This is a genomic window from Aeromonas sp. sif0611 (genome assembly GCF_019218845.1).
Taxonomy (GTDB): Bacteria; Pseudomonadota; Gammaproteobacteria; order Enterobacterales; family Aeromonadaceae; genus Aeromonas; species Aeromonas media.
In genome coordinates this window covers 457567-483513 of sequence record NZ_JAHUWU010000002.1, presented here as the reverse complement: position 1 = coordinate 483513, position 25947 = coordinate 457567, and the positions used below count along the sequence as shown (strand labels likewise).

The 25947-nt window shown below is 62.4% G+C and carries 26 protein-coding genes; 23 read left to right on the top strand and 3 right to left on the bottom strand.

Annotated features, from left to right (window positions below; all coding sequences use genetic code 11):
• Position 1 precedes the first annotated feature (1 nt).
• The 14 genes from KW824_RS07085 to KW824_RS07020 all read left to right on the top strand — a co-directional run bounded on the left by KW824_RS07085 (position 2) and on the right by KW824_RS07020 (position 11115).
• The gene (locus KW824_RS07085; RefSeq protein WP_139435283.1) at positions 2–796 is read left to right on the top strand and encodes a ParA family protein; all 795 of its coding nucleotides are present in this window, start codon (positions 2–4) and stop codon (positions 794–796) included.
• Positions 793–1659, top strand: a complete 867-nt coding sequence (locus tag KW824_RS07080; RefSeq protein WP_042648457.1) for a chemotaxis protein CheW — start codon at positions 793–795, stop codon at positions 1657–1659. The genes KW824_RS07085 and KW824_RS07080 overlap by 4 nt, the downstream gene beginning before the upstream one ends.
• Before the next feature lie 69 nt (positions 1660–1728).
• Positions 1729–2217, top strand: a complete 489-nt coding sequence (locus KW824_RS07075) for a chemotaxis protein CheW (protein WP_005333026.1) — start codon at positions 1729–1731, stop codon at positions 2215–2217.
• A 94-nt stretch (positions 2218–2311) separates the two neighbouring features.
• Positions 2312–2698 carry a DUF2802 domain-containing protein gene (locus KW824_RS07070; protein WP_042648456.1) on the top strand — a complete coding sequence of 129 codons (387 nt, stop codon included), beginning with the start codon at positions 2312–2314 and terminating at the stop codon, positions 2696–2698.
• Positions 2699–2919: 221 nt separating this feature from the next.
• Positions 2920–3555 carry a cytochrome c biogenesis heme-transporting ATPase CcmA gene (gene ccmA, locus KW824_RS07065; protein ID WP_218409390.1) on the top strand — a complete coding sequence of 212 codons (636 nt, stop codon included), beginning with the start codon at positions 2920–2922 and terminating at the stop codon, positions 3553–3555.
• A gap of 2 nt (positions 3556–3557) precedes the next feature.
• Positions 3558–4226, top strand: a complete 669-nt coding sequence (ccmB, locus tag KW824_RS07060) for a heme exporter protein CcmB (protein WP_218409389.1) — start codon at positions 3558–3560, stop codon at positions 4224–4226.
• Between the two features lie 164 nt (positions 4227–4390).
• On the top strand, positions 4391–5131 hold the full coding sequence (locus KW824_RS07055) for a heme ABC transporter permease (RefSeq protein WP_005333032.1): 741 nt from the start codon (positions 4391–4393) through the stop codon (positions 5129–5131).
• Between the two features lie 2 nt (positions 5132–5133).
• A complete protein-coding gene (gene ccmD / locus KW824_RS07050; RefSeq protein WP_025326268.1) occupies positions 5134–5340 on the top strand; it encodes a heme exporter protein CcmD in 207 nt (68 codons plus the stop codon).
• On the top strand, positions 5337–5828 hold the full coding sequence (gene ccmE / locus KW824_RS07045; protein WP_171268727.1) for a cytochrome c maturation protein CcmE: 492 nt from the start codon (positions 5337–5339) through the stop codon (positions 5826–5828). The genes ccmD and ccmE overlap by 4 nt, the downstream gene beginning before the upstream one ends.
• Before the next feature lie 165 nt (positions 5829–5993).
• Complete coding sequence (locus KW824_RS07040) at positions 5994–7949, top strand: heme lyase CcmF/NrfE family subunit (protein WP_218409388.1); 1956 nt, start codon at positions 5994–5996, stop codon at positions 7947–7949.
• Positions 7946–8476, top strand: a complete 531-nt coding sequence (locus KW824_RS07035; protein ID WP_005333040.1) for a DsbE family thiol:disulfide interchange protein — start codon at positions 7946–7948, stop codon at positions 8474–8476. The genes KW824_RS07040 and KW824_RS07035 overlap by 4 nt, the downstream gene beginning before the upstream one ends.
• 11 nt (positions 8477–8487) lie before the next feature.
• The gene (locus KW824_RS07030; RefSeq protein ID WP_005333041.1) at positions 8488–8967 is read left to right on the top strand and encodes a cytochrome c-type biogenesis protein; all 480 of its coding nucleotides are present in this window, start codon (positions 8488–8490) and stop codon (positions 8965–8967) included.
• Positions 8964–10217 carry a c-type cytochrome biogenesis protein CcmI gene (gene ccmI, locus KW824_RS07025; RefSeq protein WP_218409387.1) on the top strand — a complete coding sequence of 418 codons (1254 nt, stop codon included), beginning with the start codon at positions 8964–8966 and terminating at the stop codon, positions 10215–10217. Before KW824_RS07030 ends, ccmI begins: the two co-directional genes overlap by 4 nt.
• A gap of 88 nt (positions 10218–10305) precedes the next feature.
• Positions 10306–11115 carry a VacJ family lipoprotein gene (locus tag KW824_RS07020; RefSeq protein WP_041205329.1) on the top strand — a complete coding sequence of 270 codons (810 nt, stop codon included), beginning with the start codon at positions 10306–10308 and terminating at the stop codon, positions 11113–11115.
• Between the two features lie 101 nt (positions 11116–11216).
• Here the strand turns inward: KW824_RS07020 and sodB are convergent, their stop codons facing one another.
• The gene (sodB, locus tag KW824_RS07015; RefSeq protein WP_005331469.1) at positions 11217–11801 is read right to left on the bottom strand and encodes a superoxide dismutase [Fe]; all 585 of its coding nucleotides are present in this window, start codon (positions 11799–11801) and stop codon (positions 11217–11219) included.
• A gap of 288 nt (positions 11802–12089) precedes the next feature.
• On the opposite strand from sodB, the gene KW824_RS07010 reads away from it, so the two are divergent.
• The gene (locus KW824_RS07010) at positions 12090–12434 is read left to right on the top strand and encodes a Grx4 family monothiol glutaredoxin (RefSeq protein WP_005331467.1); all 345 of its coding nucleotides are present in this window, start codon (positions 12090–12092) and stop codon (positions 12432–12434) included.
• Positions 12435–12499: 65 nt separating this feature from the next.
• On the opposite strand, the gene KW824_RS07005 is transcribed toward KW824_RS07010, so the two are convergent.
• On the bottom strand, positions 12500–13711 hold the full coding sequence (locus tag KW824_RS07005) for an RsmB/NOP family class I SAM-dependent RNA methyltransferase (RefSeq protein WP_043129057.1): 1212 nt from the start codon (positions 13709–13711) through the stop codon (positions 12500–12502).
• 210 nt (positions 13712–13921) lie between these two features.
• Between KW824_RS07005 and KW824_RS07000 the strand changes: the two genes are divergently transcribed.
• The 4 genes from KW824_RS07000 to KW824_RS06985 all read left to right on the top strand — a co-directional run bounded on the left by KW824_RS07000 (position 13922) and on the right by KW824_RS06985 (position 17988).
• Positions 13922–15907: a reprolysin-like metallopeptidase gene (locus KW824_RS07000; RefSeq protein WP_218409386.1), complete on the top strand. Its 1986-nt coding sequence runs from the start codon at positions 13922–13924 to the stop codon at positions 15905–15907.
• Positions 15904–16227 (top strand): hypothetical protein, encoded by a 324-nt coding sequence (locus KW824_RS06995; protein WP_218409385.1) that lies wholly within the window; start codon positions 15904–15906, stop codon positions 16225–16227. The genes KW824_RS07000 and KW824_RS06995 overlap by 4 nt, the downstream gene beginning before the upstream one ends.
• A 163-nt stretch (positions 16228–16390) precedes the next feature.
• Positions 16391–17029, top strand: coding sequence for a pyridoxamine 5'-phosphate oxidase (gene pdxH / locus KW824_RS06990; protein WP_218409384.1), 639 nt, complete (start codon positions 16391–16393; stop codon positions 17027–17029).
• A complete protein-coding gene (locus KW824_RS06985; protein ID WP_218409383.1) occupies positions 17029–17988 on the top strand; it encodes a LysR substrate-binding domain-containing protein in 960 nt (319 codons plus the stop codon). The genes pdxH and KW824_RS06985 overlap by 1 nt, the downstream gene beginning before the upstream one ends.
• A 314-nt stretch (positions 17989–18302) precedes the next feature.
• Here the strand turns inward: KW824_RS06985 and aceK are convergent, their stop codons facing one another.
• Positions 18303–20030, bottom strand: a complete 1728-nt coding sequence (gene aceK / locus KW824_RS06980) for a bifunctional isocitrate dehydrogenase kinase/phosphatase (RefSeq protein ID WP_218409382.1) — start codon at positions 20028–20030, stop codon at positions 18303–18305.
• Positions 20031–20224: 194 nt separating this feature from the next.
• Between aceK and KW824_RS06975 the strand changes: the two genes are divergently transcribed.
• The 4 genes from KW824_RS06975 to thrC all read left to right on the top strand — a co-directional run bounded on the left by KW824_RS06975 (position 20225) and on the right by thrC (position 25907).
• Positions 20225–20917 carry a tRNA/rRNA methyltransferase gene (locus KW824_RS06975; RefSeq protein WP_171268737.1) on the top strand — a complete coding sequence of 231 codons (693 nt, stop codon included), beginning with the start codon at positions 20225–20227 and terminating at the stop codon, positions 20915–20917.
• A 250-nt stretch (positions 20918–21167) separates the two neighbouring features.
• On the top strand, positions 21168–23627 hold the full coding sequence (gene thrA / locus KW824_RS06970) for a bifunctional aspartate kinase/homoserine dehydrogenase I (RefSeq protein ID WP_218409381.1): 2460 nt from the start codon (positions 21168–21170) through the stop codon (positions 23625–23627).
• A gap of 40 nt (positions 23628–23667) precedes the next feature.
• Complete coding sequence (gene thrB, locus KW824_RS06965) at positions 23668–24636, top strand: homoserine kinase (protein ID WP_171274337.1); 969 nt, start codon at positions 23668–23670, stop codon at positions 24634–24636.
• Positions 24633–25907 carry a threonine synthase gene (gene thrC / locus KW824_RS06960; protein WP_218409380.1) on the top strand — a complete coding sequence of 425 codons (1275 nt, stop codon included), beginning with the start codon at positions 24633–24635 and terminating at the stop codon, positions 25905–25907. The genes thrB and thrC overlap by 4 nt, the downstream gene beginning before the upstream one ends.
• Positions 25908–25947 lie beyond the last annotated feature (40 nt).

Below are 25947 nucleotides of genomic sequence, written 5' to 3'. Positions count from 1 at the left end.
AGTGATTGTTTGGACGGTTGCCAATCAGAAGGGTGGAGTCGGTAAAACCACCACGGTCGTCTCCCTGGCGGGCATTCTGGCCCAGCGTGGCCAGCGGGTACTGCTGATCGACACCGATCCCCATGCCTCCCTGACCTCTTATTTTGATTTTGACTCGGACCGGCTGGAGGGCACCCTCTACGAGCTGTTCCAGGCGGCCAAGCCCAGTGCCGAGCTGGTCAACCGGATGACCCTCAAGACCAAGTTCGAGAACATCCACCTGCTGCCTGCCTCCATCACGCTGGCGACCCTGGACAGGGTCATGGGCAACCGGGAAGGCATGGGGCTGGTGCTCAAGCGTGCCCTGCTCAGGGTGCAGGATCAGTATGACTATGTGCTCATCGACTGCCCGCCGGTGCTGGGGGTGATGATGGTCAACGCGCTGGCGGCCTGCGATCGCATCCTGGTGCCGGTGCAGACCGAGTTTTTGGCCTTGAAGGGGCTGGAGCGGATGATGAAGACCTTCGAGATCATGCAGCGATCTAAGCGGGACAAGTTCCGCTATACCGTGATCCCGACCATGTTCGACAAGCGTACCCGGGCGTCGCTGATGACGCTGCAATCCATCAAGGAGCAGTATGGGGAGGCGGTGTGGAATGCGGTCATTCCCATCGACACCAAATTCCGGGATGCCAGCCTGCTGCACATCCCCCCGTCCATCTATGCACCGGGCAGCCGTGGCACCTATGCCTACGAGACCCTGCTCAACAATCTCGATGCGCTTGAGCGTCAACGGACTCAGGAGGTGAAGCCATGAGAGAGACCACCCAGGTTCGGGCCATGGATGACTATTTCCACTCTCTGCTGCTCGATGACGCCCTGCTGCGGGAAGGGCCGGACGACGAGCCGCCGGCCCCTGTGCTGCAGTTGCAGCCTCAGCCTGCCCCCTTGCCCGAGGTGGTGGCGGCGCCCTATCTCGAAACCGACAACCGACTGGCCCAACTGAGCGAATTGCTCGCCCAGGTGAGCCAGGTGCAGGATGAGATGGATGTCCTGAGTCATGAGGAGGTGCATGTCGAGCCCTTCCAGCTCGAGGTCGAGGCAGAGCCCGAGCCAGTCGAGGTGGCCCTGGTGACGCCCGAGGTGATCCCGGTGATCGCCGAGCCCGTCGCCCTGGCACTGGCCGAACCCGCGTTGGCGGCGGAACCTGAGCCTGCCCCTGCGGCCTGGGAAAACCTGGATACCGGCAACGAGTTTCAGGCGCTCTTCTTCGACGTGGCCGGAGTGACCTTCGCGGTACCCCTGACCGAGCTCGGCGGCATTCACCAGCTGGGGGAGGTGACCTCCCTGTTCGGCCAGCCGGGCTGGTACAAGGGGATCATGACCTCCCGGGAGCAGAAGATGAACGTGGTCGACACGGCCCAGTGGGTCATGCCGGGCCAGCATCTGGAGATAGACGAGTACAAATATCTGATTATGCTGGGGGAATCACCCTGGGGACTGGCTTGTCATCAGTTGAAGGGCACCGAACTGCTGCATCGGGATCAGGTGAAGTGGCGCCATCAGGAGGGGAAACGCCCCTGGCTGGCGGGCATGGTCAAGGAGAAGATGTGTGCCCTGCTGCACGTCAGGGAGCTCTTGGTGCTCCTTGGCCGAGGCGTGAACATTGAAGGCCGCTGACAACATCGGCACCGCCATGGTTTTATTGCTAATTTTACCCGTTGACGGGTTCATACAAGGATCAAGAAGATGACAGAGAAGCGCAATATTGCACAGAATCTGGCCGAGGACGAAGTGCTGCAGTGGGTGACCTTCCAGTTGGAAAACGAGACCTATGGCATCAACGTGATGCAGGTCCAGGAGGTGTTGCGCTACACCGAGATCGCCCCGGTACCGGGTGCGCCAGACTATGTGCTGGGCATCATCAACCTGCGTGGCAACGTGGTGACTGTCATCGACACCCGCTCCCGCTTCGGCCTGCCGGCCGGGGATGTGAGCGAGAATTCGCGCATCGTCATCATAGAGGCGGAGAAGCAGGTGATCGGCATCATGGTGGACAGCGTGGCCGAGGTGGTCTATCTGCGCTCCTCCGAGATCGACGCTGCCCCGGCAGTGGGCACCGAGGAGAGCGCCAAGTTCATCCAGGGTGTGAGCAACCGCGACGGTCAGCTGCTGATCCTGGTGGATCTCAACAAGCTGCTCTCCGACGAAGAGTGGGACGATATCGGCTCCCTGTAACGGCGCGTCAAAAAGTGATACAACAGCGGTCCCGGATTTGCCCGCGGCACCTTGACGCCGAGCGGGACCCTGTGATGAGGAAGGTGACAGTTTGATGATTGAATTAGCAGCCTTGGGGTTGTCCTTGTTGGCGCTGGTGCTGGCCCTCTACGGTATTCTGGGTCACCGCCGCCGTCAGCGAGAGTCCGAGGCCAGGATGGAGACGCTGCAGGGGCAACTCGAGAGTCTGCGCAAGCAGATGATGGAGCTGCATACCGGTGCCATCGGCATGGGTCAGCGCCTGCAATCCGCCGAAGGGGCCATGCAGAAGATCCAGGATAGCCAGCAGGAGTTGACCCTGCAGGATCCGGAGCGTCGCCTCTACAGCCGCGCCGCCAAGATGGTGGAGCTTGGCGCCGATCTTGACGAGGTGATGAGCGAATGCGAGTTGCCCCAGGCCGAAGCCGAGTTGCTGATCTCCCTGCGCAAGGGGCGCACCTGACCCCAGCGCATGACCGAGAGGGGAGGCACAGCCCGCCCCGCTCTTCCCTGCCACCCCTTCCTCTGCCCGTGCCTGGTCACTCCAGTTTCCCCCTGCCACATCTTCTTCTGCCGGTGCGCGATCTTCCCCACAAATCCTGTTGATTATTGGCATCTTTGAAAAGACGCCTCCGGATCCTGTGTTAAGATGCAGGCCGCCTCATTTTCAACGATTACATCCCCATGCTGCTTCAAGCCAACAATCTGAGCTGCGTGCGTGAAGATCGCACCCTGTTTGAACATCTCTCCTTCGCGGTGCGCTCGGGCGATCTGATGCAGATTGAAGGCCCCAACGGAGTGGGCAAGACCAGCCTGCTGCGGTTGCTGACCGGCCTCTCCCAACCCTTCGCGGGGGAGGTGTGCTGGAACGGTGAAAACATCCGCCATTGCCGGGATGAGTACCATGCCAGCCTGCTCTACCTGGGCCATCAGCCCGGCGTCAAGGCGACCCTGACCCCCCTGGAGAACCTCTCCTTCTATCAGAAGCTGCACGGCACGGCCGAGGCTTCCGTGGATCTCTGGCAGGTGCTGGCCCAGGTCGGCCTCGCCGGCTTCGAGGATTATCCCGCGGGCCAGCTCTCGGCCGGGCAGCAGCGGCGGGTGGCGCTGGCCAGGCTCTGGCTGTCTGAGCGCCCGGCGCTCTGGATCCTCGACGAGCCCTTCACCGCCATCGACAAGCAGGGGGTCAGGGTGCTGGAGCGGCTGTTCCTGGCTCACGCGGATCGGGGGGGCATGGTGGTTCTCACCACCCATCAGGATCTGACCCTGATGCAGGGGCGCCTGAAGACACTGTCGCTGACCTCGTTGTTGCAGGAGTAGCCATGCTGCGCGCCGTCATACACCTTATTCACCGCGAGTTGCTGATGGCCCTGCGCCAGCGCGCCGATATCTTCAACCCGCTCTGGTTCTTCCTCATCGTCATCACCCTGTTTCCGCTGGGCATCGGGCCCGAGCCCCAGCTGCTGGCACGCATTGCCCCCGGTATCATCTGGGTGGCGGCCCTGCTGGCGGCCATGCTCTCCCTGGAGCGGCTGTTTCGCGATGATTTCAGCGACGGCGCCCTAGAGCAGATGATGCTGATGCCTCATCCCCTCGGGCTGCTGGCGCTGGCGAAAGTGATCGCTCACTGGTTGCTGACCGGCCTGCCGCTGCTGCTGGTCTCCCCGCTGCTCGCCATCCTGCTCTCCCTGGACATGAAGAGCTATTTGGCTGTGGTGGCCACCCTGGCGCTCGGCACCCCGGTGCTGAGCCTGCTCGGGGCGGTCGGGGTGGCACTGACGGCGGGGCTGCGCAAGGGGGGCGTGCTGCTCAGCCTGCTGCTGCTGCCGCTCTATATCCCGGTGCTGATCTTCGCCACCTCCGCCATCGATGCGGCGAGCATGGGGTTGCCCTACGGGGGCCAGCTCGCGATCCTGGGGGCCATGCTGGCGGGGGCCCTGACCCTGACGCCCCTGGCCATCTCGGCGGCACTGCGGGTCAGCGTCAATTGATTGATTATCAAAAAAGCTTCTTTTGAGGCTGTTTTGTGAAGGATATAATTGAGATAGATCAAGGGGATGGCTGCTTATTGCTTTCGGGGGATATGATGTTTCCCGCCGGTGGGTATGGTAGCCCTCACCACTTAAAAATTAATAACTGAAAGGTTCCGTGAGCTATGTGGAAATGGTTGCACCCTTATGCCAAACCCGAGCGCGCCTATGGGCTGGCCGGCACCCTGCTGCCCTGGTTTGTCGTGACAAGCCTGCTTGCCTTCATCATAGGCACGGTCTGGGGGCTGGCCTTTGCCCCCGCTGATTATCAGCAGGGAGACTCTTTCAGGATCATCTACATCCACGTGCCTGCCGCCATCCTCTCCATGGGGGCCTACTCAACCATGGCGGTGGCGGCCTTCATCGGGCTGGTGTGGCAACTGCGCATGGCGGACATGACGGTGGCGGCCATCGCCCCGGTGGGCGCCGTGTTCACCTTCATCGCCCTCTTCACCGGCGCCGCCTGGGGCAAGCCCATGTGGGGCACCTGGTGGGTGTGGGATGCGCGCCTCACCTCCGAGCTCATCCTGCTGTTTCTCTATCTTGGCGTCATCGCCCTCTACAACGCCTTCAGCGACAAGGTGGTGGCGGGGCGCGCCGCCGGCATACTGGCGCTGGTGGGGGTGATCAACCTGCCCATCATTCACTACTCGGTGGAGTGGTGGAACACCCTGCATCAGGGTGCCTCCATCACCAAGTTTGACAAGCCCTCCATCTCCCCCGAGATGCTGTGGCCCTTGCTCATCATGATATTGGCGTTTGCGGCCTTCCTCGGGGCCCTGACCCTGATGCGTTTCAGGAATGAACTCCTGATGCGGGAGTGGCATCGTCCCTGGGTCGCCGACATCGCCAGCCAGGAGAAGTAAGCATGCACTTTGCCTCATTCAGCGACTTCATGGCCATGGGCGGTTACGCCTTCTACGTCTGGCTCTCTTTCGGTCTGACCGCGCTCTGCCTGGTCGGCATCGTCATTTCCACCCGGTTGAAAACCCGCAACCTGCTCGGTGAATTGCGCAACAAGCAGGCCCGCGAGGCCCGTCGCAAGGCGGCCCAGCAGATGGAGAACACCCTATGAACCCGAGACGCAAGAAACGCCTCACCATCATTTTGGCCATCAGCCTGGGCCTCGCCAGCGTGATCGGCCTGGTGCTCTATGCCCTCAGCCAGAACATCGATCTCTTCTATACCCCGAGCGAGCTGGTGGAAGGCAAGGGACCGGACAAGATCAAGCCGGAAGAGGGGCAGCGCCTGCGCATCGGCGGCCTGGTGGTACCGGGCTCGGTGCAGCGCGATCCCCAGAGCCTCAAGGTGGCCTTCAAGCTGGTGGACAACGGTGGCCATCTGGTGACGGTGGAGTTCGATGGTATCCTGCCGGACCTGTTCCGCGAGGGGCAGGGCATCGTCGCCCAGGGCACCCTCAAGGATGCGACCACGGTGGCCGCCTTCGAGGTGCTGGCCAAGCACGACGAGAACTACATGCCGCCGGAAGTGGCCGACGCCACCAATGGTATGCACTTCAAGCCCGAATATACCGAGGCACAGTTGCAAGGGGCCAAGCAATGATCCCGGCAGCCTTGACCCTGTGTTCACCTCGTGTCGCCGCCGAATCGGTATGTCTCATCGTGCAATCGAAAGGAAATAGTCAATGATCCCCGAAGTAGGGCAGTTCTCACCGTCTCATGCCTGTGCACCGGTTCTGGTCGCGGCGCAATTGAAAGGAAGTCAGCCATGATCCCTGAACTGGGGCAATTCGCACTGATCCTGGCCTTTGCCACCGCCCTGCTGCTGGGGTTCTACCCGTTGATCGGCGCCCGACTGGGGCGCCTCGGCATGATGTCGGCGGCCCGTCCGCTCGCCTACAGCCAGTTCCTGCTGCTGTTGCTCTCCTTCCTCTGCCTCACCTGGGCCTTCGTCGACAACGACTTCACCGTGCAGTACGTGGCCACCAACTCCAACAGCCTGCTGCCGCTGCAGTACCGCATCTCGGCGGTGTGGGGGGCCCACGAGGGTTCCCTGTTGCTCTGGGTGCTGACCCTGGGGGGCTGGACCGCAGCCGTGGCCCTGTTCAGCCGTCGCCTGCCGCTGGATGCGGTGGCGCGGGTGCTGGGGGTGCTCGGCCTCATCTCGGTGGGCTTCACCGCCTTCGTGCTGTTCACCTCGGACCCCTTCACCCGCACCCTGCCGTACTTCCCGGTGGATGGGCGCGATCTCAACCCCCTGTTGCAGGATCCCGGCCTCATCTTCCACCCCCCCATGCTCTACATGGGTTACGTGGGCTTCTCGGTGGCCTTCGCCTTCGCCATCGCCTCCCTGATGACGGGCAGGCTCGATGCGACCTGGGCGCGTTGGTCCCGTCCCTGGACCATGGCGGCCTGGGTCTTCCTGACCCTGGGAATCGTGCTCGGCTCCTGGTGGGCCTATTACGAGCTTGGCTGGGGCGGCTGGTGGTTCTGGGATCCGGTGGAAAACGCCTCCTTCATGCCCTGGCTGGCGGGCACGGCCCTGCTCCATTCCCTGGCGGTGAGCGAGAAGCGCGCCACCTTCAAGGCCTGGACAGTACTGCTGGCGCTCTCGGCGTTTTCCCTGAGCCTGCTCGGCACCTTCCTGGTGCGCTCCGGCGTGCTGGTGTCGGTCCATGCGTTTGCCTCCGACCCGACCCGCGGCCTCTTCATCTTGGGCTTCCTGCTAGCGGTGATAGGCAGCTCCTTGCTGCTGTTCGCCTTCAAGGGCTCCCAGGTGAAGAGCCACGGCAAGCACGAGTTGTGGAGCCGCGAGACCCTGCTGCTCGGTAACAATATCCTGCTGGTGGCGGGCCTGCTGACCGTGCTGCTCGGCACCCTGCTGCCCCTGGTGCACAAGGAGCTGGGGCTTGGCAGCATCTCCATCGGCACCCCCTTCTTCAACCACATCTACAGCTGGCTCATCATCCCGTTCGCCCTGCTGCTGGGGGTGGGGCCGCTGTTCCGCTGGCGCCGTCAGGAGCTCGGCGAGCTCAAGGGCAAGGTGGTGCTGGCCCTGGGGCTGAGCCTGGCCGCCGCCTTCGGGTTGCCGCAGCTCTTTGCCGGGGAGTTCAAGCCCTGGGCCGCGCTCGGCATTGGTCTGGGTAGCTGGATCATCATCACCAGCATCCAGGAGACCTGGGTGCGAGCCACCCACAAGCACAGCTTTGCCACCGGGGTGCGCAAGCTCGGCAACAGCCATTGGGCCATGATCCTGGGCCATGTGGGGCTCGCGGTCAGCATCATCGGCATCGCCTGCACCCAGAACTACAGCATCGAGAAGGACTTGCGGATGCAGGCCGGTGATCGGGTGCACTTCGCCGATTACGAATTCGTGTTCGCCGGGACAGCCGAAAAGAACGGCCCCAACTACGACGGCTTCAAGGGGGTGCTGGAGGTGCACAAGAACGGCAAGCAGGTGGCCCTGCTCAAGCCCGAGAAGCGGATGTACAAGGTGAGTCGCATGCCGATGACGGAAGCCGCCATCGACGCCGGCTTCACCCGGGATCTCTATGCAGCGCTTGGCGAGCAGCTCGACAACGGCGCCTGGGCGGTGCGGATCTACTACAAGCCCTTCGTGCGCTGGATCTGGTTCGGCGGCGTCTTCATGGCCATCGGCGGCGTGCTGGCCATGCTGGACAAGCGCTACCGGTTCGGCCGTCGTGACGAGGAGGCGAAGGCATGAGCAAGAAGACCTGGCTGTTTCTGCTGCCCTTCATCATCTTCCTGATGGGCGCCGTGTTCCTGTTCAAGGGGCTCTACTCCGACCCCACCAAGCTGGAATCCGTGATGGTGGACAAGGAGGTGCCCGTGTTCACCCTGCAGGACATCTATGACCTCGACAAGCAGCATGACAGGAGCATCTTCAAGGGGCGTCCCATGCTGCTCAACGTCTGGGCCACCTGGTGTCCGACCTGTTATGGGGAGCACACCTACCTCAAGCAGCTGGCGGGGCAGGGCATTCCCATCGTCGGCATGAACTACAAGGATGAGCGGGACAAGGCCATCAAGTGGCTGGCGGAGCTCGGCAATCCCTATGAGGTCAATCTCTACGATCCGGACGGCATGTTGGGGCTGGATCTCGGGGTTTACGGCGCGCCCGAGACCTTCTTTATCGACAGCCAGGGCATCATCCGCTATCGCCACGTGGGGGACGTCAATCCCGAGATCTGGGCCTCGACCCTCAAACCCATCTTCGATGCCATGAAGTGAGGGCAACTCTGATGAAAACCCTTATTGCCTCCCTGTTGCTGCTGGCGGGCTTGTTCGGCGCCGGTCAGGCCAGCGCCGCCATCGACGTCTACACCTTCGACAGCGATGCCCAGGAGCAGACCTTCCGCGAGTTGACCAAGGAGCTGCGCTGTCCCAAGTGCCAGAACCAGGACATCGCCGATTCCAATGCCGGGCTCGCCAAGGATTTGCGGGACAAGACCTACCAGATGGTACGCGAGGGCAAGGAGAAGCAAGAAGTGGTGGATTACATGGTGGCCCGTTACGGCAACTTCATCCTGTATGATCCGCCCCTGATGGCCTCTACCCTGATCCTCTGGCTTGGCCCCCTGCTGGTCATCGTCATCGGCGCCACCACGGTCGTGGTGCGCAGCCGCCGTGCCCCGGCGGCGACAAAACGAATGGATAACGCCCTGAGCGAAGAAGAGCGGCGCCGTCTGGCCGAGTTGCTCAAAGAGGAAGAAAAACAATGACCGCATTTTGGATAGTGATCGCGGCCCTGCTGGTGCTGGCGAGCCTGGCGCTGATCCTGCCGCTGTGGCGCGGCGAGGGCAGGCAGAGCATCAGCCGCTCGGCGCTTAACAAGCAGCTCTACCGTCAGCGTCTGCTGGAGATAGGTGAGGAGCGTGAGCAGGGGATACTGGCCGAGGAGTCCGAGTCCCTGGTGGAGCTGCAACGCAGCCTGCTGGACGACATCCCCGACGTGGAGCAGAGCGCCCGTGGCGGCAAGAGCCTGATCTGGATCCCGGGTGTGCTGGTGCTGGTGGTGGTGAGTCTGGGGCTTTATTACAAGCTGGGGGCCTGGCAGGAGGTGAGCCGCTGGCAGGATGCCAGCAGCCGGCTCGGGGAGCTGAGCAACCGTATCCTGGTGGAGCGGGATAGCAATGTCACTGAGCAGGATCTGCTGGACTTCACCCTGGGGCTGCGCACCCGGCTGAAAGAAGAACCGAGCGACTATCGTGGCTGGCTGCTGCTGGGGCGTCTGACCCTGGATGGCAATGACCCCGAGATGGCCCGCGAGGCGCTGGAGCGGGCCTACTCCCTGGCCCCGCAGAAGGCCATGGTGGCGGTGCCCTATGCCCAGGCCCTGATGATGACGGGGGAGGAGGCCAGAGCGGATCAGCTGCTGCAGGCGGCTATTGCCCAGGATCCGGCCAACATAGAGGCGCGCTCGGTTCATGCCTTCATGGCGCTGCAGAAAGAGGACTTCCAGACCGCGCTGGTTCGCTGGCGAGCCATGTTGCCGCTGCTGGAGCAGGGCTCGACCCGCCACGCCATGGTGGAGCGCTCCATCGAGTATGCCGAGCAGCAGCTCAAGCAGCGTGGCATGGCGGCAACCCAAAGCAAACAGGCACAAACCCAGGTACTGGCGGTGAAGGAAGGGGAGTTCCCGTTGCACATCACTCTGGCGCCAGGCATCCAGTTGCCTGAGGACGCTCACCTGTTTGTGTTTGCGGTGATCCCCAACGGCCCACCCATGCCCATCGCGGTCAAGCGCATCCCGGGCCCGCAGTTGCCCCTCACCCTGTCACTGGGGGATGGGGATGCCATGATGGAGGGCAGCAAGCTGGCGGCTCATCCCGAGCTGCAGTTCAAGGCGCGCCTCTCCCGGGGCGGCAACGTGATGAACAAGGAGGGCGCCTTCGAGGGGGTCTCGGTCACGGTATCGACGAATGCTATCCCCACAGCGCCGATTGACATCCGCATCGATCACGCACTCTAATACCTCTTTTACATAGGTAGCCCGCCCCTGGAGGGGCGAGCTACCTATAATTCATGGCAATTCCCAATAAAAAGCTTAGGACTTTCATATGTATCTGCGTTCAGGAGCATTGGCAGTGGCACTGCTGTTGGGGGGCTGTGCGGGTGGCCCTCCCAAGCCGGGTCCAGAGAGCCTGGATCTCAAGGAAACCCCCAGCCGTCCCGAAGCGACCAGCACGGCCAGCGATCCCCGTGACCCCTTCCAGGGCGCCAACCGCGCCATGTGGGCCGTCAACTATGACGTGCTGGAGCCCTATGTGGCCCGCCCCGTGGTCCATGGCTATGCCCGTTATGTGCCGCAGGGGGTGCAGGACGGTATCGCGAATTTCGTGGATAACTTCGACGAGCCGAGCAGCATGGTCAACCACCTGCTGGTCGGTGACCTGAAGGGGGCGGGGACCAACCTGGGCCGTTTCACCCTCAACACCACAGTGGGTCTGCTGGGTATCTTCGACGTGGCCAGACATGCCGGCCTCGAGCGCAACATGCTGGAAATGGACACCGTGCTCGGCAAGGCGGACATCGGGGATGGTGCCTACATCATGGTGCCCGTCTACGGCCCGACCACCACCCGCGAGCTGGTGGGGGATACCATCGATACCGTGTACTTCCCCTACGCGCTGCTGACTTTCCCGCTGCGGGTAGTGCATTGGGCGCTGGATGGCCTGGGTACCCGCGCCAAGCTCATCGATCAGGAGCGGATCATCGACAATGCGCTCGATCCTTATGCCCTTACCAAGGACTTCTACCTGCAGTACAACGACGGCAAGGTGACGGGTCGCCAGCCTGAGCTCAAGCAGCAGGGCCAGCAGGAGGATGACAGCAACCTGGACGAGTATCTGGACGAAATAGACCAGTAAGGTCAATGGTTATCAGAAAGGCGCCCATGGCGCCTTTTTCGTTGTTTGCCCGCCATAAAAAAACGCCCCGCAGTGCGGGGCGTTTTGGCAAGAAGCGGCTATCAGGCAGCCAGGTTCTTGGCCACGAATTCCCAGTTGACCAGGGCCCAGAAAGTTTCCATGTACTTCGGACGCAGGTTGCGGAAATCGATGTAGTAGGCGTGCTCCCACAGGTCGACGGTCAGCAGCGGGGTGGTCCCGGCTTCTGTCAGCGGGCAGCCAGCGTTGGAGGTGTTGACGATGGCCAGGGAGCCGTCGGCTTTCTTCACCAGCCAGGTCCAGCTGGAACCGAAGTTGCCGATGGCAGACTTGGTGAACGCATCCTTGAACTCGGCGAAAGAGCCGAATGCCTTGTTGATGGCATCGGCCAGGGCGCCGGTAGGCTCGCCACCGCCGTTCGGGGAGAGGCAGTGCCAGTAGAAGGTGTGGTTCCAGATCTGGGCGGCGTTGTTGAAGACACCGCCGGTGGAGGTCTTGATGATCTCTTCCAGAGACTTGCCTTCAAACTCGGTACCCGGCACCAGGTTGTTCAGGTTGACCACGTAGGTGTTGTGGTGCTTGCCGTGGTGATATTCCAGGGTTTCCTGGGAGATGTGCGGTTCCAGAGCATTGATTGCATAGGGCAGAGCGGGAAGTTCGAATGCCATTTTCTACTCTCCATTGGCTGGTCCGTGCGAAGGCGACGGTTGCAAGACATTGCATACTCTTTTCTATGTTGAAAAGAATTGTTCTTGAAATGATGGGGCCTGAACGGCCCAAAGCCCGTCGATTGTAGCAGCATCAAAGATGAGCGAACAACTCTTGATTCTCGCCATGATCCGGATCAAGCTGCGACGTATTGATTCATCACTTCTTGCATTCGGGACCGTTTGCCAGTTTGTGGTCTGCCCGGTTTGCAGTAGAATGGCCGCCGAAATCGCTCTAGTGAGGCATTTATGGAAACTATTGAAAAGATCAAACAGCAGCTGGCTGAGAATCCCGTCATCCTGTACATGAAGGGATCCCCCAAGCTACCCAGCTGCGGTTTCTCTGCCCAGGCCTCCCAGGCCCTGATGTCCTGTGGCGAGCCCTTTGCTTACGTCGACATCCTGCAAAACCCGGACATCCGTGCCGAGCTGCCGAAATTTGCCAACTGGCCGACTTTCCCGCAGCTGTGGGTGGAAGGTGAGCTGGTCGGTGGTTGCGACATCATGATCGAGATGTTCCAGGCTGGCGAGCTGCAGACCCTGATCAAGGAAGTGGCCGCCAAGCACAAGCAGGATGATGCCGCCGCCGAATAAGGTCGCATCCGCATCATGCAAAAAGGGGAGCCATTGGCTCCCCTTTTCTATGCGTGTGCAGGGCCTCAGCCGATGCGCTCGATCCGCGCCATGTAGAAACCGTCGAAGCCGGTCTCGGAGGGGCTGACGGTGTGGTCATCCCGCAGGCGGTAGTTTTCGTTGGCCGCGAGGAATTTGTCCACCTGTTGACGGTTCTCCTGGGGCAGGATGGAGCAGGTTGCATAGACCAGCAGACCACCCACCTTCACCATCTGGCTGTAACGCTGCAGTATCTCTTCTTGCAGGGCAACCAGCACCGGCAACCGCTCGGCGGTGTCACGCCACTTGGCATCCGGATTGCGCTTGAGTACGCCAAGACCGGAGCAGGGCACGTCCAGCAGCACACGGTCGGCACTCTCTTTGAGGCGCTTGACGGTCTTGCTGCTGGTGATGACCCGGGTCTCCACGTTGTGGGCACCGGCGCGGCGGGCGCGTTGCTTGAGGTTCTCCAGCTTCCACTCTTCCACGTCCATCGCCAGCAGGCGGCCTTTGCCCTCCATCATGGCGGCGATATGCAGCGTCTTGCCACCGGCACCGGCGCAGGCGTCGATGACGCGCATGCCCGGGGTCACTTCCAGCGCGGCCGCGACCAGTTGGGAGCCGGCATCCTGCTGCTCGAAGCAGCCATCGGCGAAGGCCTTGGTGCGGAACAGGGCGGCGTCAGAGGTGACCTGCAGGGCAGTATCCACCCCATCGACGGGGATGGTGGTGACATGCTCTTTGGCCAGAATGGCCTGCAGCTCTTCCCGGCTGCACTTGAGGGTGTTGACCCGCAGGTAGCGCTTGGGCATCCAGGCCAGGGCGGCACGCTCGGCGGGCCAGGCGTCACCCAGCTGTTCGCTGCCGAGTTTTTCCAGCCAGGAAGGGCAGCCATCCATCAGCACCGGGTTCTTTTTGGCCTCGGTCAGACGGCGACGGAACGCCTCTTCGTTGAAGCGATCCAGGGTCGGGTTGTTGGGCTGGGCAATCTTGTGGAAGGCGTGCCAGCTGTGCAGCAGCGGCCAGACATTTTTTTCGGCCTGACGCACCTGGATGCCGGTGAGGAAGCAATAGAGGCTGAGACGACGCAGCAGGTCGCCGGTGACCAGGGCAATCCTTGCCTGTTCTTGCGGTTTGAGTTCGATGCCGGAGAAGTGACGGGCATAGGCGCGGTCGAGGGTAAGACCCTGACCCAGCACATCGTCAACGATGGCAACGACCAGATCCCCGAAACGGGGCAACAGTGGGGATTTGAGCATGAGATTAACCTTGGCCAAAAAAGGATGAACCGGCCCGTGACACAGGAGGGTTCTGAAACGGACAAATCCGCGCCATGATAGGGGCTAGACTGCATTGGTGCAACCGTCCCCATTCGGGGAATGTACAGCGGATGGTGCTGGACTTCTCACCGTGGCAGGAAAATGATGCTGAGGCAGTTCAGGCGAACGCATTGAAAAAGGAATAAAAAGATGCAGTTGATGAAATACTCTCCGCTGGCGCTGCTGGTGGCCGGTCTGATGAGCACCACCGGCCTGGCCGCCAGTGAGTGGAATACGGTGGCGGCAAAGGCCACCGCTGCCGATGGCTATGAGGTGCGAGCCAGCCAATATCGCATCGCCACCGTACCGGCCGATTACTTCGCCGGTTTGCTGGGAGGGGAGCATCGACTGACCCTGCCGCTGCCGGATGGCAAGGAGGTGACCTTCAGCCTGCAGCCCTATGATCTGCTGCCGGCAGATCTCGCCGCCAAGTACCCCGGGATCCGGACCTTCAAGGGACACGACGAAGCAAACCCGGTCGAAACCGGGCGTGTCGATCTCGGCCCCCAGGGTTTCCACGCCATGTTCAGCCACCAGGGCCGGATGGTGTTTGTCGATCCCCTGCGCAACGGCGAGGGCTATGCGGTCTATTACCAGCAGGATGCCCACAGCCGGCTGGAGGAGGAGGCCGATCGCGTCATCGGCAGCAAGGCCGGCAAGTTGGCCCGCCAGGTGCTGGTGGATGGCAACGAGCGCAAGCGCTACGTCATCGCCATCTCGGCGGCGGGGGAGTACACCCAGTATCACGGCGGGACTGTGGAGGCCGGTCTCGGCGCCATCACCACCCTGCTCAACCGGGTCAACGAGGTGTACCAGCGTGACGTGGCAGCCGAGTTCCAGCTGGCCAGCGGCAACGACACCATCATCTTCACCGACGCGGCCACGGATCCCTTCTTCAACGGGGATGACCCGTCCGGCTCTGGCCTGAGCGACGTCGACGTCAACATGCAGGTGCAGGCCGTGGCGCAGACCCAGGGGCTCGGTACCTTCGACATCGGTCACGTGGTCAACACCGGGGGCGGTGGGCTGGCGGGGCTGGGAGTACTCTGCACCGCGGATAAATCGGCAGGCATGACCGGTTCCTCGAACCCGGTGGGAGATGCCTTCTTCATCGACTACGTGGCCCACGAGATTGGCCACCAGTTCGGGGCCGACCATACCTTCAACGGCACCACCGGCAGTTGCGGTGGTGGCAACCGGGAGGCCAGCCAGGCCTGGGAGCCCGGCAGCGGCAGTTCCATCATGGCCTATGCCGGGATCTGCGGGGAAGAGGACCTGCAGGCCAACAGCCTGCCCTACTTCCACAGCAAGTCCATCGAGCAAATGCGGGCGCACATGGCCACGGTGTCGAGCTGCGGCACCACCCAGAGCCTCACCAACAATGCGCCCCAGGTGGCCGCTGGCAACGACCATGTGATCCCGGCCAACACCCCCTTCGTGCTCAAGGGGGCCGGCACCGATCTGGATAACGACGCCCTGAGTTACACCTGGGAGCAGATCGATCTCGGCACCGAGTCCTTCAGCGTCGCCAGCATGGTGGACGACGGCAGTCGTCCGCTGTTCCGTTTCGTGGCGCCGACCAGCGCGCCGGAACGCACCCTGCCAAGCCTTCCCTCGCTGCTCACCAACACCCTGGCGAAGGGGGAAGCCTGGCCAGCCACCAACCGTGAGCTCAACTTCCGCCTCACGGCTCGGGACGGCAAGGGGGGTGTCAGCAGCGACGACATGAAGATCCAGGTGGTCAACACCGGCAAGGCCTTTGCCCTGACCAGCCCCCTGGTGACGCCGCTGGCAGCCGGCCAGACGCAGACCATCGACTGGGACGTCGCCGGCACCAACGCGGCCCCCATCAACTGCAGCAAGGTGGATCTCTACATGACCAGGGACGAGGGGGTGAACTGGACCCTGCTCGCCGGCGGCCAGCCGAACTCGGGGTCGGCGAGTGTCGCCATTCCGGCGGGCAGTGACGGCACCGCCAGGCTGAAGGTTGCTTGCAGTGACAACCTCTTCTTTGCCATCAGTCCGCTCAAGCTGTCGGTGACCCAGCGCGTGGAAGGGGGCGGCGGTGGCGGCGGTGCCCTCGGCTTCTGGACCCTGGCCCTGGCGTTGCTGGGCTGGCAACGGAGGCGGGCATGAGACTGGCCGGCGTGCTGCTGCTCACCCTGATAGGCGGCTGCCAGGCCGATGCCGACGCCCTGGATCAGGCGATCAGTGCCAGCCTGGCCAAGCAGGATTACCGGTTGATCGTGCGGGCCGGGCGTGGCGAGGTGGCACCCGGCATCGCGGCGGATCAGCAGGCGGCGGCCAAGGCCCGCTGTGGTGTGCGCTATCTGGACGGGTTCGGCGATGTCATCAAGCCGGATCAGAAAGAGGCCCATGCCAGACTGAGCACCTATGCGGCGCAATACAATCAGCGCATGCTGGCCCATTGTCCGCCGGTTGATGGCAAACCATAGACAGGCGGCAGCCTGCTCGCAGAAAAAGGGAGGCATGGGCCTCCCTTTCCTTTTTTGCACCGCTATTTGGCCGCCCTGAGCCTTGTACCCATGACGTGCTCGTCGCACAATGCCTGCACGCATCGCCGCACGGGCGGCAAAGAAAGAGAGAAGGAAAATCAAGATGATGGATGTTGCTGATCTGCGTCGTGAATACACCAGGGGCGGACTGCACCGGGCCGATCTGCCGGCTGACCCTCTCGCCCTGTTCGAGAAGTGGCTGGCCCAGGCGTGCGAGGCCAGGCTGACCGACCCCACCGCCATGGTGGTGGCGACCGTGGATGCCGAGGGGCAACCCTGGCAGCGTACCGTGCTGCTCAAGCACTACGATGCCGAGGGGATGGTGTTCTACACCAACATGGGCAGCCGCAAGGCACATCAGCTGGAAGGCAACCCCCGCATCAGCCTGCTCTTCCCCTGGCACACCCTGGACCGTCAGGTGCACGTGACCGGCCGGGTGGAGAAGATGAGCACCTTCGAGGTGATGAAGTACTTCCACAGCCGCCCCAAGGACAGCCAGATCGCCGCCTGGGTTTCCAAACAGTCGACCCGCATCTCGGCCCGCGGCGTGCTGGAGGCCAAGTTCCTCGAGCTCAAGCAGAAGTTTGCCAATGGCGAGGTGCCGCTGCCGAGCTTCTGGGGTGGTTTCCGGGTGCGGATCGAGACGGTGGAGTTCTGGCAGGGGGGTGAGCATCGTCTGCACGATCGCTTCTATTACAGCCGCGAAGGGGATGGCTGGCACATCGAGCGCCTGGCCCCCTGATGAACCTTGCCCGGCTCAAGAACTTCACCGAGATAGTGAAGAACAACTTCAACATCTCGGCGACGGCGGAGAAGCTCTACACCTCCCAGCCGACCCTCAGCAAGCAGATGAAGATGCTGGAAGAGGAGCTAGGGCTGGCGCTGTTCACCCGAAAGGGCAAGAACCTGGCGGGCCTGACCCCCATGGGGGAGCAGGTGATGGAGCTGGCCAAGGGGGTGGTGGCCCAGGTCGAACAGATTGGCCAGCTCTCCCTCGGTGACCAGCTGGCCACCAGCGGGGTGCTGCGCATCGCCACCACCCACACCATGGCCCGCTACAAGCTGCCCGCGGTGATCACCGCTTTCTCCCGCAGCTACCCAGCGGTGAGCATCCAGCTACATCAGGGGGCGCCGGCCCAGCTGGCACAGATGGTAGAAAACGGGGACGTGGAGATGGCCATCGCCACCGAGTCCATGCACCTGTTCGAGGAGCTGGCGACCGTTCCCTGTTACCGCTGGGGGCGCGGCGTGGTGGTACCCCACGGTCATCCGCTGCTCGACTGCCAGCCGCTGGCCATGGCGGATCTGGCCCGATATCCCCTCATCACCTATGTGTTCGGCTTCACCGGCAGCTCCAAGATGGACAAGGCGTTCGGCCGTCATGGCCTCAGTCCCCGCATCGTGCTGACCGCCACCGACAGTGACATCATCAAGCACTATGTGCGCCTCGGCATGGGGGTGGGAGTGATCGCCACCTCGGCGTTCGACGAGGCGGACAGGGAGCGCCTGGTTTGTCTCAACATCGATCATCTGATCGCCTCGAGCGTGGCCCATGTCTGCCTGCGCAGGCACGCTCATCTGCGGGACTACATGTACGACTTCATCCACCTCTATGCTCCCCACGTGAGCCGGGAGACGGTGCAGCTGGCGCTGCTCAACCAGTCGCTCCCCACCAGTGCGGCGGCCCTGCCCTGGTTGTAGCGCCGGCTTTGTGCCGCGGCGCGACATGGCAGGGATAAAAAGAGAGGCGTAATGGACAGGCGTCGAGGGTGCAGGGTGACGAGACCCTCTTCCCCGAGCAGTGAGGTGAGGGGCCGCGGGAATGAGGTCAGAGAGCGATTCAAGCTGGGCGACATCGCTGGCGTGAAGGCGGTCATGGTCCTGTTTGATACGCATAAAAAATCCGAAACCAAATCAACTGGTTTCGGATTCTTACACCGCAGAGGGTCGGTCAATGGCCCCTGGATTGCCCGACATTAACGCCGCGGCGTCCCTTCTTGCTGTTTCTGCCGGGATCATCCCCCCCGCTGAAAGCGGAAGCGTTTCTTGCGCCTGTAGGGATAGACATCCTCGAACACCCCCTCCTTGATGTTGCCCTGCAGCATCTTCCAGTAGTTGGCATCGAACAGCTCCTTGTGCACCTGCATCATGATCTCCCGCACCTGGGGCTTTTGCAGCAGGAAGGTGGCGAACTCCTCGGGGAAGATGTCATTGGGGGCCACCGAGTACCAGGGCTCGGCGCTCCACTCGTCCTCCGGGTAGCGTGGCGGCGGGATCTGGCGGAAGTTGCACTCCGTCATGTAGCAGATCTCGTCGTAGTCGTAGAAGACCACCCGGCCGTGGCGGGTCACGCCGAAGTTCTTGAACAGCATGTCGCCGGGGAAGATGTTGGCCGCCGCCAGCTGCTTGATGGCGTTGCCGTACTCCTCCAGGGCGAGCCGGGTCTGCTGCTCGTCCGCCTGATCCAGATAGAGGTTCAGCGGGATCATCTTGCGCTCGGTGTAGAGGTGCTTGATCACCAGCTTGTCGGCCGTAATGGTGAGCGCCGAGGGGGCCACCGACTTGAGCTCGGCAAGGAGCTCCGGCGAGATGCGGTCCAGGGGAAACTCGAAGTTGGTGAACTCCTGGGTGTCGGCCATTCGACCCACCCTGTCGTGCTGTTTCACCAGCCGGTATTTCGCCTTCACCTGCTCGTGGCTCACATCCTTGGGCGGGGTGAACTCGTCTTTTATCACCTTGAACACCACATCGTAGGAGGGGAGGGTGAACACGCTCATCACCATCCCCTTGATGCCGGGTGCGATGACGAACTGCTCCCGGCTCTGGGCCAGGTGCTGCTGGTAGTGGCGATAGAGCTCGGTCTTGCCGTGCTTCTGGCAGCCGATGGCGTTGTAGATCTCGTAGTCCGGCTTGCGGGGCATGATCTGGCGCAGGAACAGCACGAACAGGGCCGGCACCGGGGCATAGACCATGAAGTAGGCGCGGGCGAAGCCGAATACGATGGAGGCCAGCTCAGGCTCGAAGATGACGGTGTCCACATAGATGCTCTGGCCGGTGCTGAGCAGCGGCAGGATGAAGGGATGCACCTCGCCTTTCACCCGAATGAGGCCCACCAGATAGGCCCCCTTGTTGCGGTAAAACACCTCCTTGAGCAGCTCGATGGTAAACGGCTCTTCGTGCAGTATGGCCGGGCCGCTCTCCGCCAGATGGCGATGAATGTCGATGATGTCCCGCTGCTTGTCCTCAAAGGGCAGGGTGAAGCTGTAATCCCCGAGCAGCTGGCTCAGGGTCTGCGGCAGATGGGCAAGGTCGGTGCGATAGACTCGCAGCAGGGCGCTCAGATCCGGGTGCTCACCCCGACTGCGAAAGGGGTGGATGTAGAGATTCTCGTCGCGGATGTTGCGATGGCGGAAGATCCGGCGATAGACGGAGTTGAAGAAGGACTCTGCCACCTCGAAGTTCTCGCAGCGGGGCAGCAGATCGCTGAAGGCCCCCTTCACCTGCTTGAGCAGGGCCTGGGTCGGCAACTGCTCCCCCATCATCTGCTTGATGAGGGCGGTGGTGGCGCCGACGTGATGATCATAGAGGCGAATGCGCTCGCGCCCGGCGAGCTGCACCCCCAACCAGTCGCTGTTCTCGAAGCGGCTCTTGCTGCCCTGGGTTATCTCGAGAAAGCGGCTGTAAAACGACTCGAAACGCTGCAAGATCGTCTCGGCGACCGCCTGTTCCAATGGCTGCTGCATCTCTCTCTTCCTTGTGATGTATCGGGCCGATGGCGTCTGTGCCGGTAGGCAACGGGCTCACTCGTCCGGCCACTATGGCAACATCCAAACATCTGTTCAAGTGGCAATGTTCGGGGATAAACGGTAGATTGCGCCCCTGTTTTACCGGCGGTTTGCTGCAGTTCGCGGCGTCGGCCCTGTTCAGGAGAAACCCGATGAAACTCTATTTTGTACTGGTGGCCCCCGCTCGCGCGGCCAATGTGGGTGCGGCCGCTCGCGCCATGAAAACCATGGGCTTCGATGCCATGCGACTGGTAGGGAGCCGGGTACATGAAGAGGAGGAGGCGAGCTGGGTCGCTCACGGCGCCCAGGAGATCCTGACCGAGGCAGAAGCCTTCGACACCCTGGAGGAGGCCCTTGCCGACATGGATCTGGTGGTCGCCACCACGGCCCGCCAGCGTGGCCGTTATCAGCACTACCTCACCCCGGCCGAGATCCGCGATCAGATCCGCGCCAAACCCTCTCTTGGGAAGGTGGCCATCGTCTTCGGTTGCGAGGAGTCGGGTCTCTCCAACGAGCAGCTTGCCCAGGTGGATCTCATCAGCTATCTGCCCCTCAAGGTGAGTTATCCCTCTTTGAACCTGGGGCAGGCGATCATGCTGTATGCCTACGAGATGAGTCCCCTGCTGGATGAGCCCGAGGCCGTAGCAGAAAATTTTGATGGGGCCGGGCAGGTTCGCGTACTCAAATCAAAAACAGCAGAATTGCTTGGTGAACTCGGAGTTTCTCAGGATGAAAAGCTGCATCAATGGGTGATGGACCGAGTACCCATGCTGCCGCAGCGGGATCTGAATATGCTGCATCTGCTCTGCAAAGACCTCGCCCGCAAGTTTGGCAAAGAGGTTTAGGTTGACAGCCCAAGGTCCGGCAAGGTATTGCTAACAACCAGTTTCGTTCAAGAGTGTTCGTCATGCAGCTATTCACCAACATCATCACCACCACCATTATTACCGGTACCACCACAGGTGGCACTGGGGCCGGTTGATGCGCTGACGAACAAGCACAGAAATCTTAAAAGGCCCGTACCCACCCAGTACGGGCCTTTTTGTTGGATTGGTTTTTAGATTGCATTTCATAGATTTACAGGGAGAGAAAGCGATGAGAGTGTTGAAATTTGGCGGGTCGTCACTGGCCGACGCAGAGCGTTTCTTACGGGTCGCCGATATCGCGGTGAACACCCACGGCCAATCCCAGGTTGCCCTGGTGCTGTCGGCTCCGGCCAAGGTGACCAACCACCTGGTGGCCCTGGTGGAACAGACCAGCCGCGGCATGGATGCCAGCAATACCCTGTTTGAAATCAACGGCATCTTCTCCCGCCTGCTGGCGGGCTTGAAGGCGGCCTACCCGGCGCTGGATGACAAGGCGCTGCAGGCCCGTCTCACCGCCGAGCTGGATCAGGTGGAGCGCCTGATGCAGGGCATCCGCCTGCTGGGGCTCTGCCCGGACAACGTCCAGGCCCGCATCCTGAGCCGGGGGGAGAACCTCTCCATCGCCTTCATGCACGAGTTGCTGCGGGTGCGCGGTCTCGAACTGGATCTCATCGTGCCGGAGCAGCTGCTGGTGACCGACGGCGGTTACCTCGAAGCCCATGTGGACATCGAGGCCTCCCGCCTGCGCTTTGCAGCTAAGGGCTTGCGCTCCGACTGCCTCTACCTGATGCCGGGCTTCACCGGTGGCAGCGACAAGGGCGAAACCGTGCTGCTGGGCCGTAACGGCTCCGACTACTCCGCCGCCGTGCTGGCCGCCTGTGTGGATGCCGAGTGCTGCGAGATCTGGACAGATGTGGAGGGTTGCTACAACTGCGACCCGCGCCTGGTGCCGGATGCCTACCTGCTCAAAACCCTCTCCTATAAAGAGGCGATGGAGCTCTCCTACTTCGGCGCAAAGGTGCTGCACCCGAAAACCATCGCCCCCGTGGCCCAGTTCCACATTCCCTGCCTCATCAAGAACAGCTTCAACCCGCAGGGGCCGGGGACGCTTATCGGCGTCGAGCAGGGGGATGATGACCTGAAAGTGAAGGCCATCTCGGATCTCTCCGGCATGTGCATGTTCAACGTCTCCGGCCCCGGCATGAAGGGCATGGTGGGCATGGCGGGCCGGATCTTCTCCGCCGTCTCCCGCGCAGGGGTCAGCATAGTGCTGATCACCCAGTCATCCTCCGAGTACAGCGTCAGCTTCTGTATCCACAGCTACGACAGCGACAAGACCCGCAAGGTGCTGGAGCGCGAGTTCGAGCTGGAATTCAAGAACCAGCTGCTGGACCCGCTCGAGATCATGACCGATCTGGCCATCATCTCCCTCATCGGGGATGGCATGCGTACTTCCAAAGGGATGGCGGCACGCTTCTTCACCTCGCTGGCGCAGGCCTCCATCAACATCGTCGCCATCGCGCAAGGGTCGAGCGAGCGCTCCATCTCGGCGGTGGTGCGGGATCGCAAGGTGGCGGAAGCCATCAAGGCGTGCCACCAGAATTTCTTCGGCAGCCAGCAGTTCATCGATCTCTTCGTGGTCGGGGTTGGCGGCGTCGGCGCGGCCCTGGTGGATCAGATTGCCCGCCAGCAGCCGGTGCTGGCCGAACAGGGTACCGGTCTGCGGGTGGTCGGCATCGCCAACAGCCGCCAGATGGCAGTCAACAAAGATGGGCTCAACCTCGCCAACTGGCGTGAACAGCTGGTGGAGGCCCAAGGCAGATTCAGCCTGGAGGCGGTGAAGAAGCTGGTGGAGGAGAGCCACCTCATCAACCCGGTGATCGTCGATTGCACCTCCAGCGAGGCCATTGCCGTCCAGTATGCCGACTTCCTGGCCGCCGGTTTCCACGTGGTTACCCCGAACAAGAAGGCCAATACCGGGTCGCTGGATTACTACAAGGCGCTGCGCCGCACCGCCCGTCAGACCCGCCGCAAGTTCCTGTACGAGACCAACGTGGGCGCGGGCCTGCCGGTCATCGAGAACCTGCAGAACCTCATCAAGGCCGGTGACAAGCTGCGCGCTTTCGACGGCGTGCTGTCCGGCTCGCTCTCCTTTATCTTCGGCAAGCTGGACGAGGGGATGGCGTTCTCCGAGGCGACCCAAATCGCCCGCGGCAACGGCTTCACCGAGCCGGATCCCCGCGACGATCTCAACGGTATGGACGTGGCCCGCAAGCTCTTGATCCTGGCCCGCGAGGCCGGCATGGCGCTGGAGCTGTCCGATGTGGAAGTGGAGCAGGCGCTGCCGCCGGGCTTTGACGTCAGCGGCGATGTGGAAGCCTTTATGGCCCGCCTGCCCGAGGCCGACGGCTGGTTCCGCGATCAGTTCGCGGCCGCCCAGCGTGAAGGCAAGGTGCTGCGCTATGTGGGCTCCATCGAGGGGGGCAAGTGCAAGGTCGCCATCAAGGCGGTCGGCGCCGACGAGCCCCTGTTCAAGGTAAAAGACGGGGAGAACGCACTCGCCTTCTTCTCCACCTACTACCAGCCCATCCCGCTGGTGCTGCGCGGCTATGGCGCAGGGACCGAAGTGACCGCCGCCGGCGTCTTCGCCGACGTGCTGCGCACCCAGAACTGGAAGCAGGAGCTGTAACATGAGTTCAGCGATGAACCCCGATTTTGAACAAGATGCCATGGCGCAGGGCGGCAGCGTGGTCGCCTATGCACCGGCCTCCAGCGCCAACCTGAGCGTGGGATTCGATGTACTGGGGGCGGCGCTTGCCCCCGTGGATGGCTCCCTGCTGGGGGATCGCGTCCAGGTCAAATCGGCAGAGGTGCCTTTCGCCCTCTCCTCCGTGGGCCGCTACGCCCACAAGCTGCCGGATGATCCCAAGAAGAACATCCTTTATGACTGCTGGGTCGCCTATGGCGAGGCGCTGGAGAAGCGCGGCCTGGGCCTCAAGCCGCTGGCGATGGTGTTGGAGAAGAACTTGCCGGTGGGCTCGGGTCTGGGTTCCAGCGCCTGCAGCGTGGTGGCGGCGCTGGAAGGACTCAACGCCTTCCACGGCGCGCCCCTCAATGAACACGACATGCTGCTGCTGATGGGGGAGATGGAAGGCAAGATCTCCGGCTCCGTTCACTACGACAACGTGGCCCCCTGTTATCTCGGCGGTATGCAGCTGGTGCTGGAAGAGCACGGCGTCATCAGCCAGGGCATACCGGTGTTCGAGCAGTGGTACTGGGTGGTCTGCTACCCGGGCACAGTCGTCTCCACCGCCGCCGCCCGCGCCATCCTGCCCGCGCAGTATCGCCGTCAGGATTGCCTCACCTACGGTCGCCGCCTGGCGGCCTTCGTGCACGCCAGCTACACAGGACAAGAGGGGCTGGCGGCCAGCGTATTGAAGGACGTGATCGCCGAGCCCTACCGTGCGGCGCTCATTGAAGGCTTCAACGAGGTGCGGGCCCAGGGCGCCCAGAACGGGGCGCTGGCCACCGGCATCTCGGGCTCCGGTCCCACCGTGTTCGTGGTGATGAAGGATCTGGCCCAGGCCGAACGGATGAAAGAGTGGATGGAGGCGCACTTCGTGCGCAATGAAGATGGATTTGCCCGGGTCTGCAAAGTAGACATCGAAGGGGCACGGGTAACAGGAAGCGAGCTATGAATCTTTACAATATCAAGGACAAGAGTGAACAGGTCAGCTTTGCCCAGGCGGTGCGCCAGGGCCTGGGTCGCGAGCAGGGGCTCTTCTTCCCCGAAACCATCGCGCCCCTGACTGAGGTCGATGCCCTGCTGGACTTGCCGCTCGCCGAGCGCTCCGCGCGCATCATCAGCCACCTGCTGGGGGACGAAGTGCCTAAGCCTAAGGTGAGCGAGCTGATCAATGCCGCTTTCACCTTCCCGGCGCCGCTGGTGAAGCTCAAAGACGGCACCTATGCCCTCGAGCTGTTCCACGGCCCGACCCTGGCGTTCAAGGACTTCGGCGGCCGCTTTATGGCCCAGTGCCTCGCGACCTTCCGCACCAACGACAAGATCACTATCCTGACCGCCACCTCGGGCGACACCGGCGCCGCCGTGGCCCACGCCTTCTATGGCCTGGAGGGGATTGAGGTGGTGATCCTCTACCCGAAGGGCAAGATCAGCCCCTTGCAGGAGGCGCTGTTCTGCACCCTGGGCGGCAACATCCGCACCATCGCCATCGACGGCGACTTCGATGCCTGTCAGGCGTTGGTCAAAGATGCCTTCGACGACGAGGGGCTCAAGACCGCCATAGGCCTGAACTCCGCCAACTCCATCAACATCAGTCGCCTGCTGGCGCAGGTCTGCTACTACTTCGAGGCGGTGGCTCAACTGCCCAAAGCGGATCGTGCCAAGGCGGTCATCAGCGTGCCGTCCGGCAACTTCGGCAACCTCACCGCAGGCCTCATCGCCAAGGCGCTGGGGCTGCCGGTGAAGCGCTTCATCGCCGCCACCAATGCCAACGATACTGTGCCGCGCTACTTGAAAACCGGCAGCTGGGAGCCGCACCAGACGGTGGCAACGCTGTCCAATGCCATGGACGTGAGCCGCCCCAACAACTGGCCTAGGGTAGAGGAGCTGTGCCGCCGCGAAGGCTGGGCGCTGGAAACCCTGGGGTCTGGCATGCGCAACGATGCCGAGACTCGCGATGCCCTTAAACGCCTGCACCAGCTCGATTACCTGTGCGAACCCCACGGCGCCATTGCCTGGGATCTGCTGAATGAGCAGCTCGCCGAGGACGAAGTAGGGGTCTTCCTCTGCACCGCTCATCCCGCCAAGTTCAAGGAGTCGGTGGACGAGATCCTGGGTCTGGATGTGCCGCTGCCGGGCCCGCTCGCCAAGCACGCCGTGCTGCCGCTGCTCTCCCACGATCTGCCCGCCGACTTTGGCCGCCTCAAGGCCTTCCTGCTCGGTTAAGCCGCCATGAGACGCTGAAGATCCCCCGCTTTTCTATCGA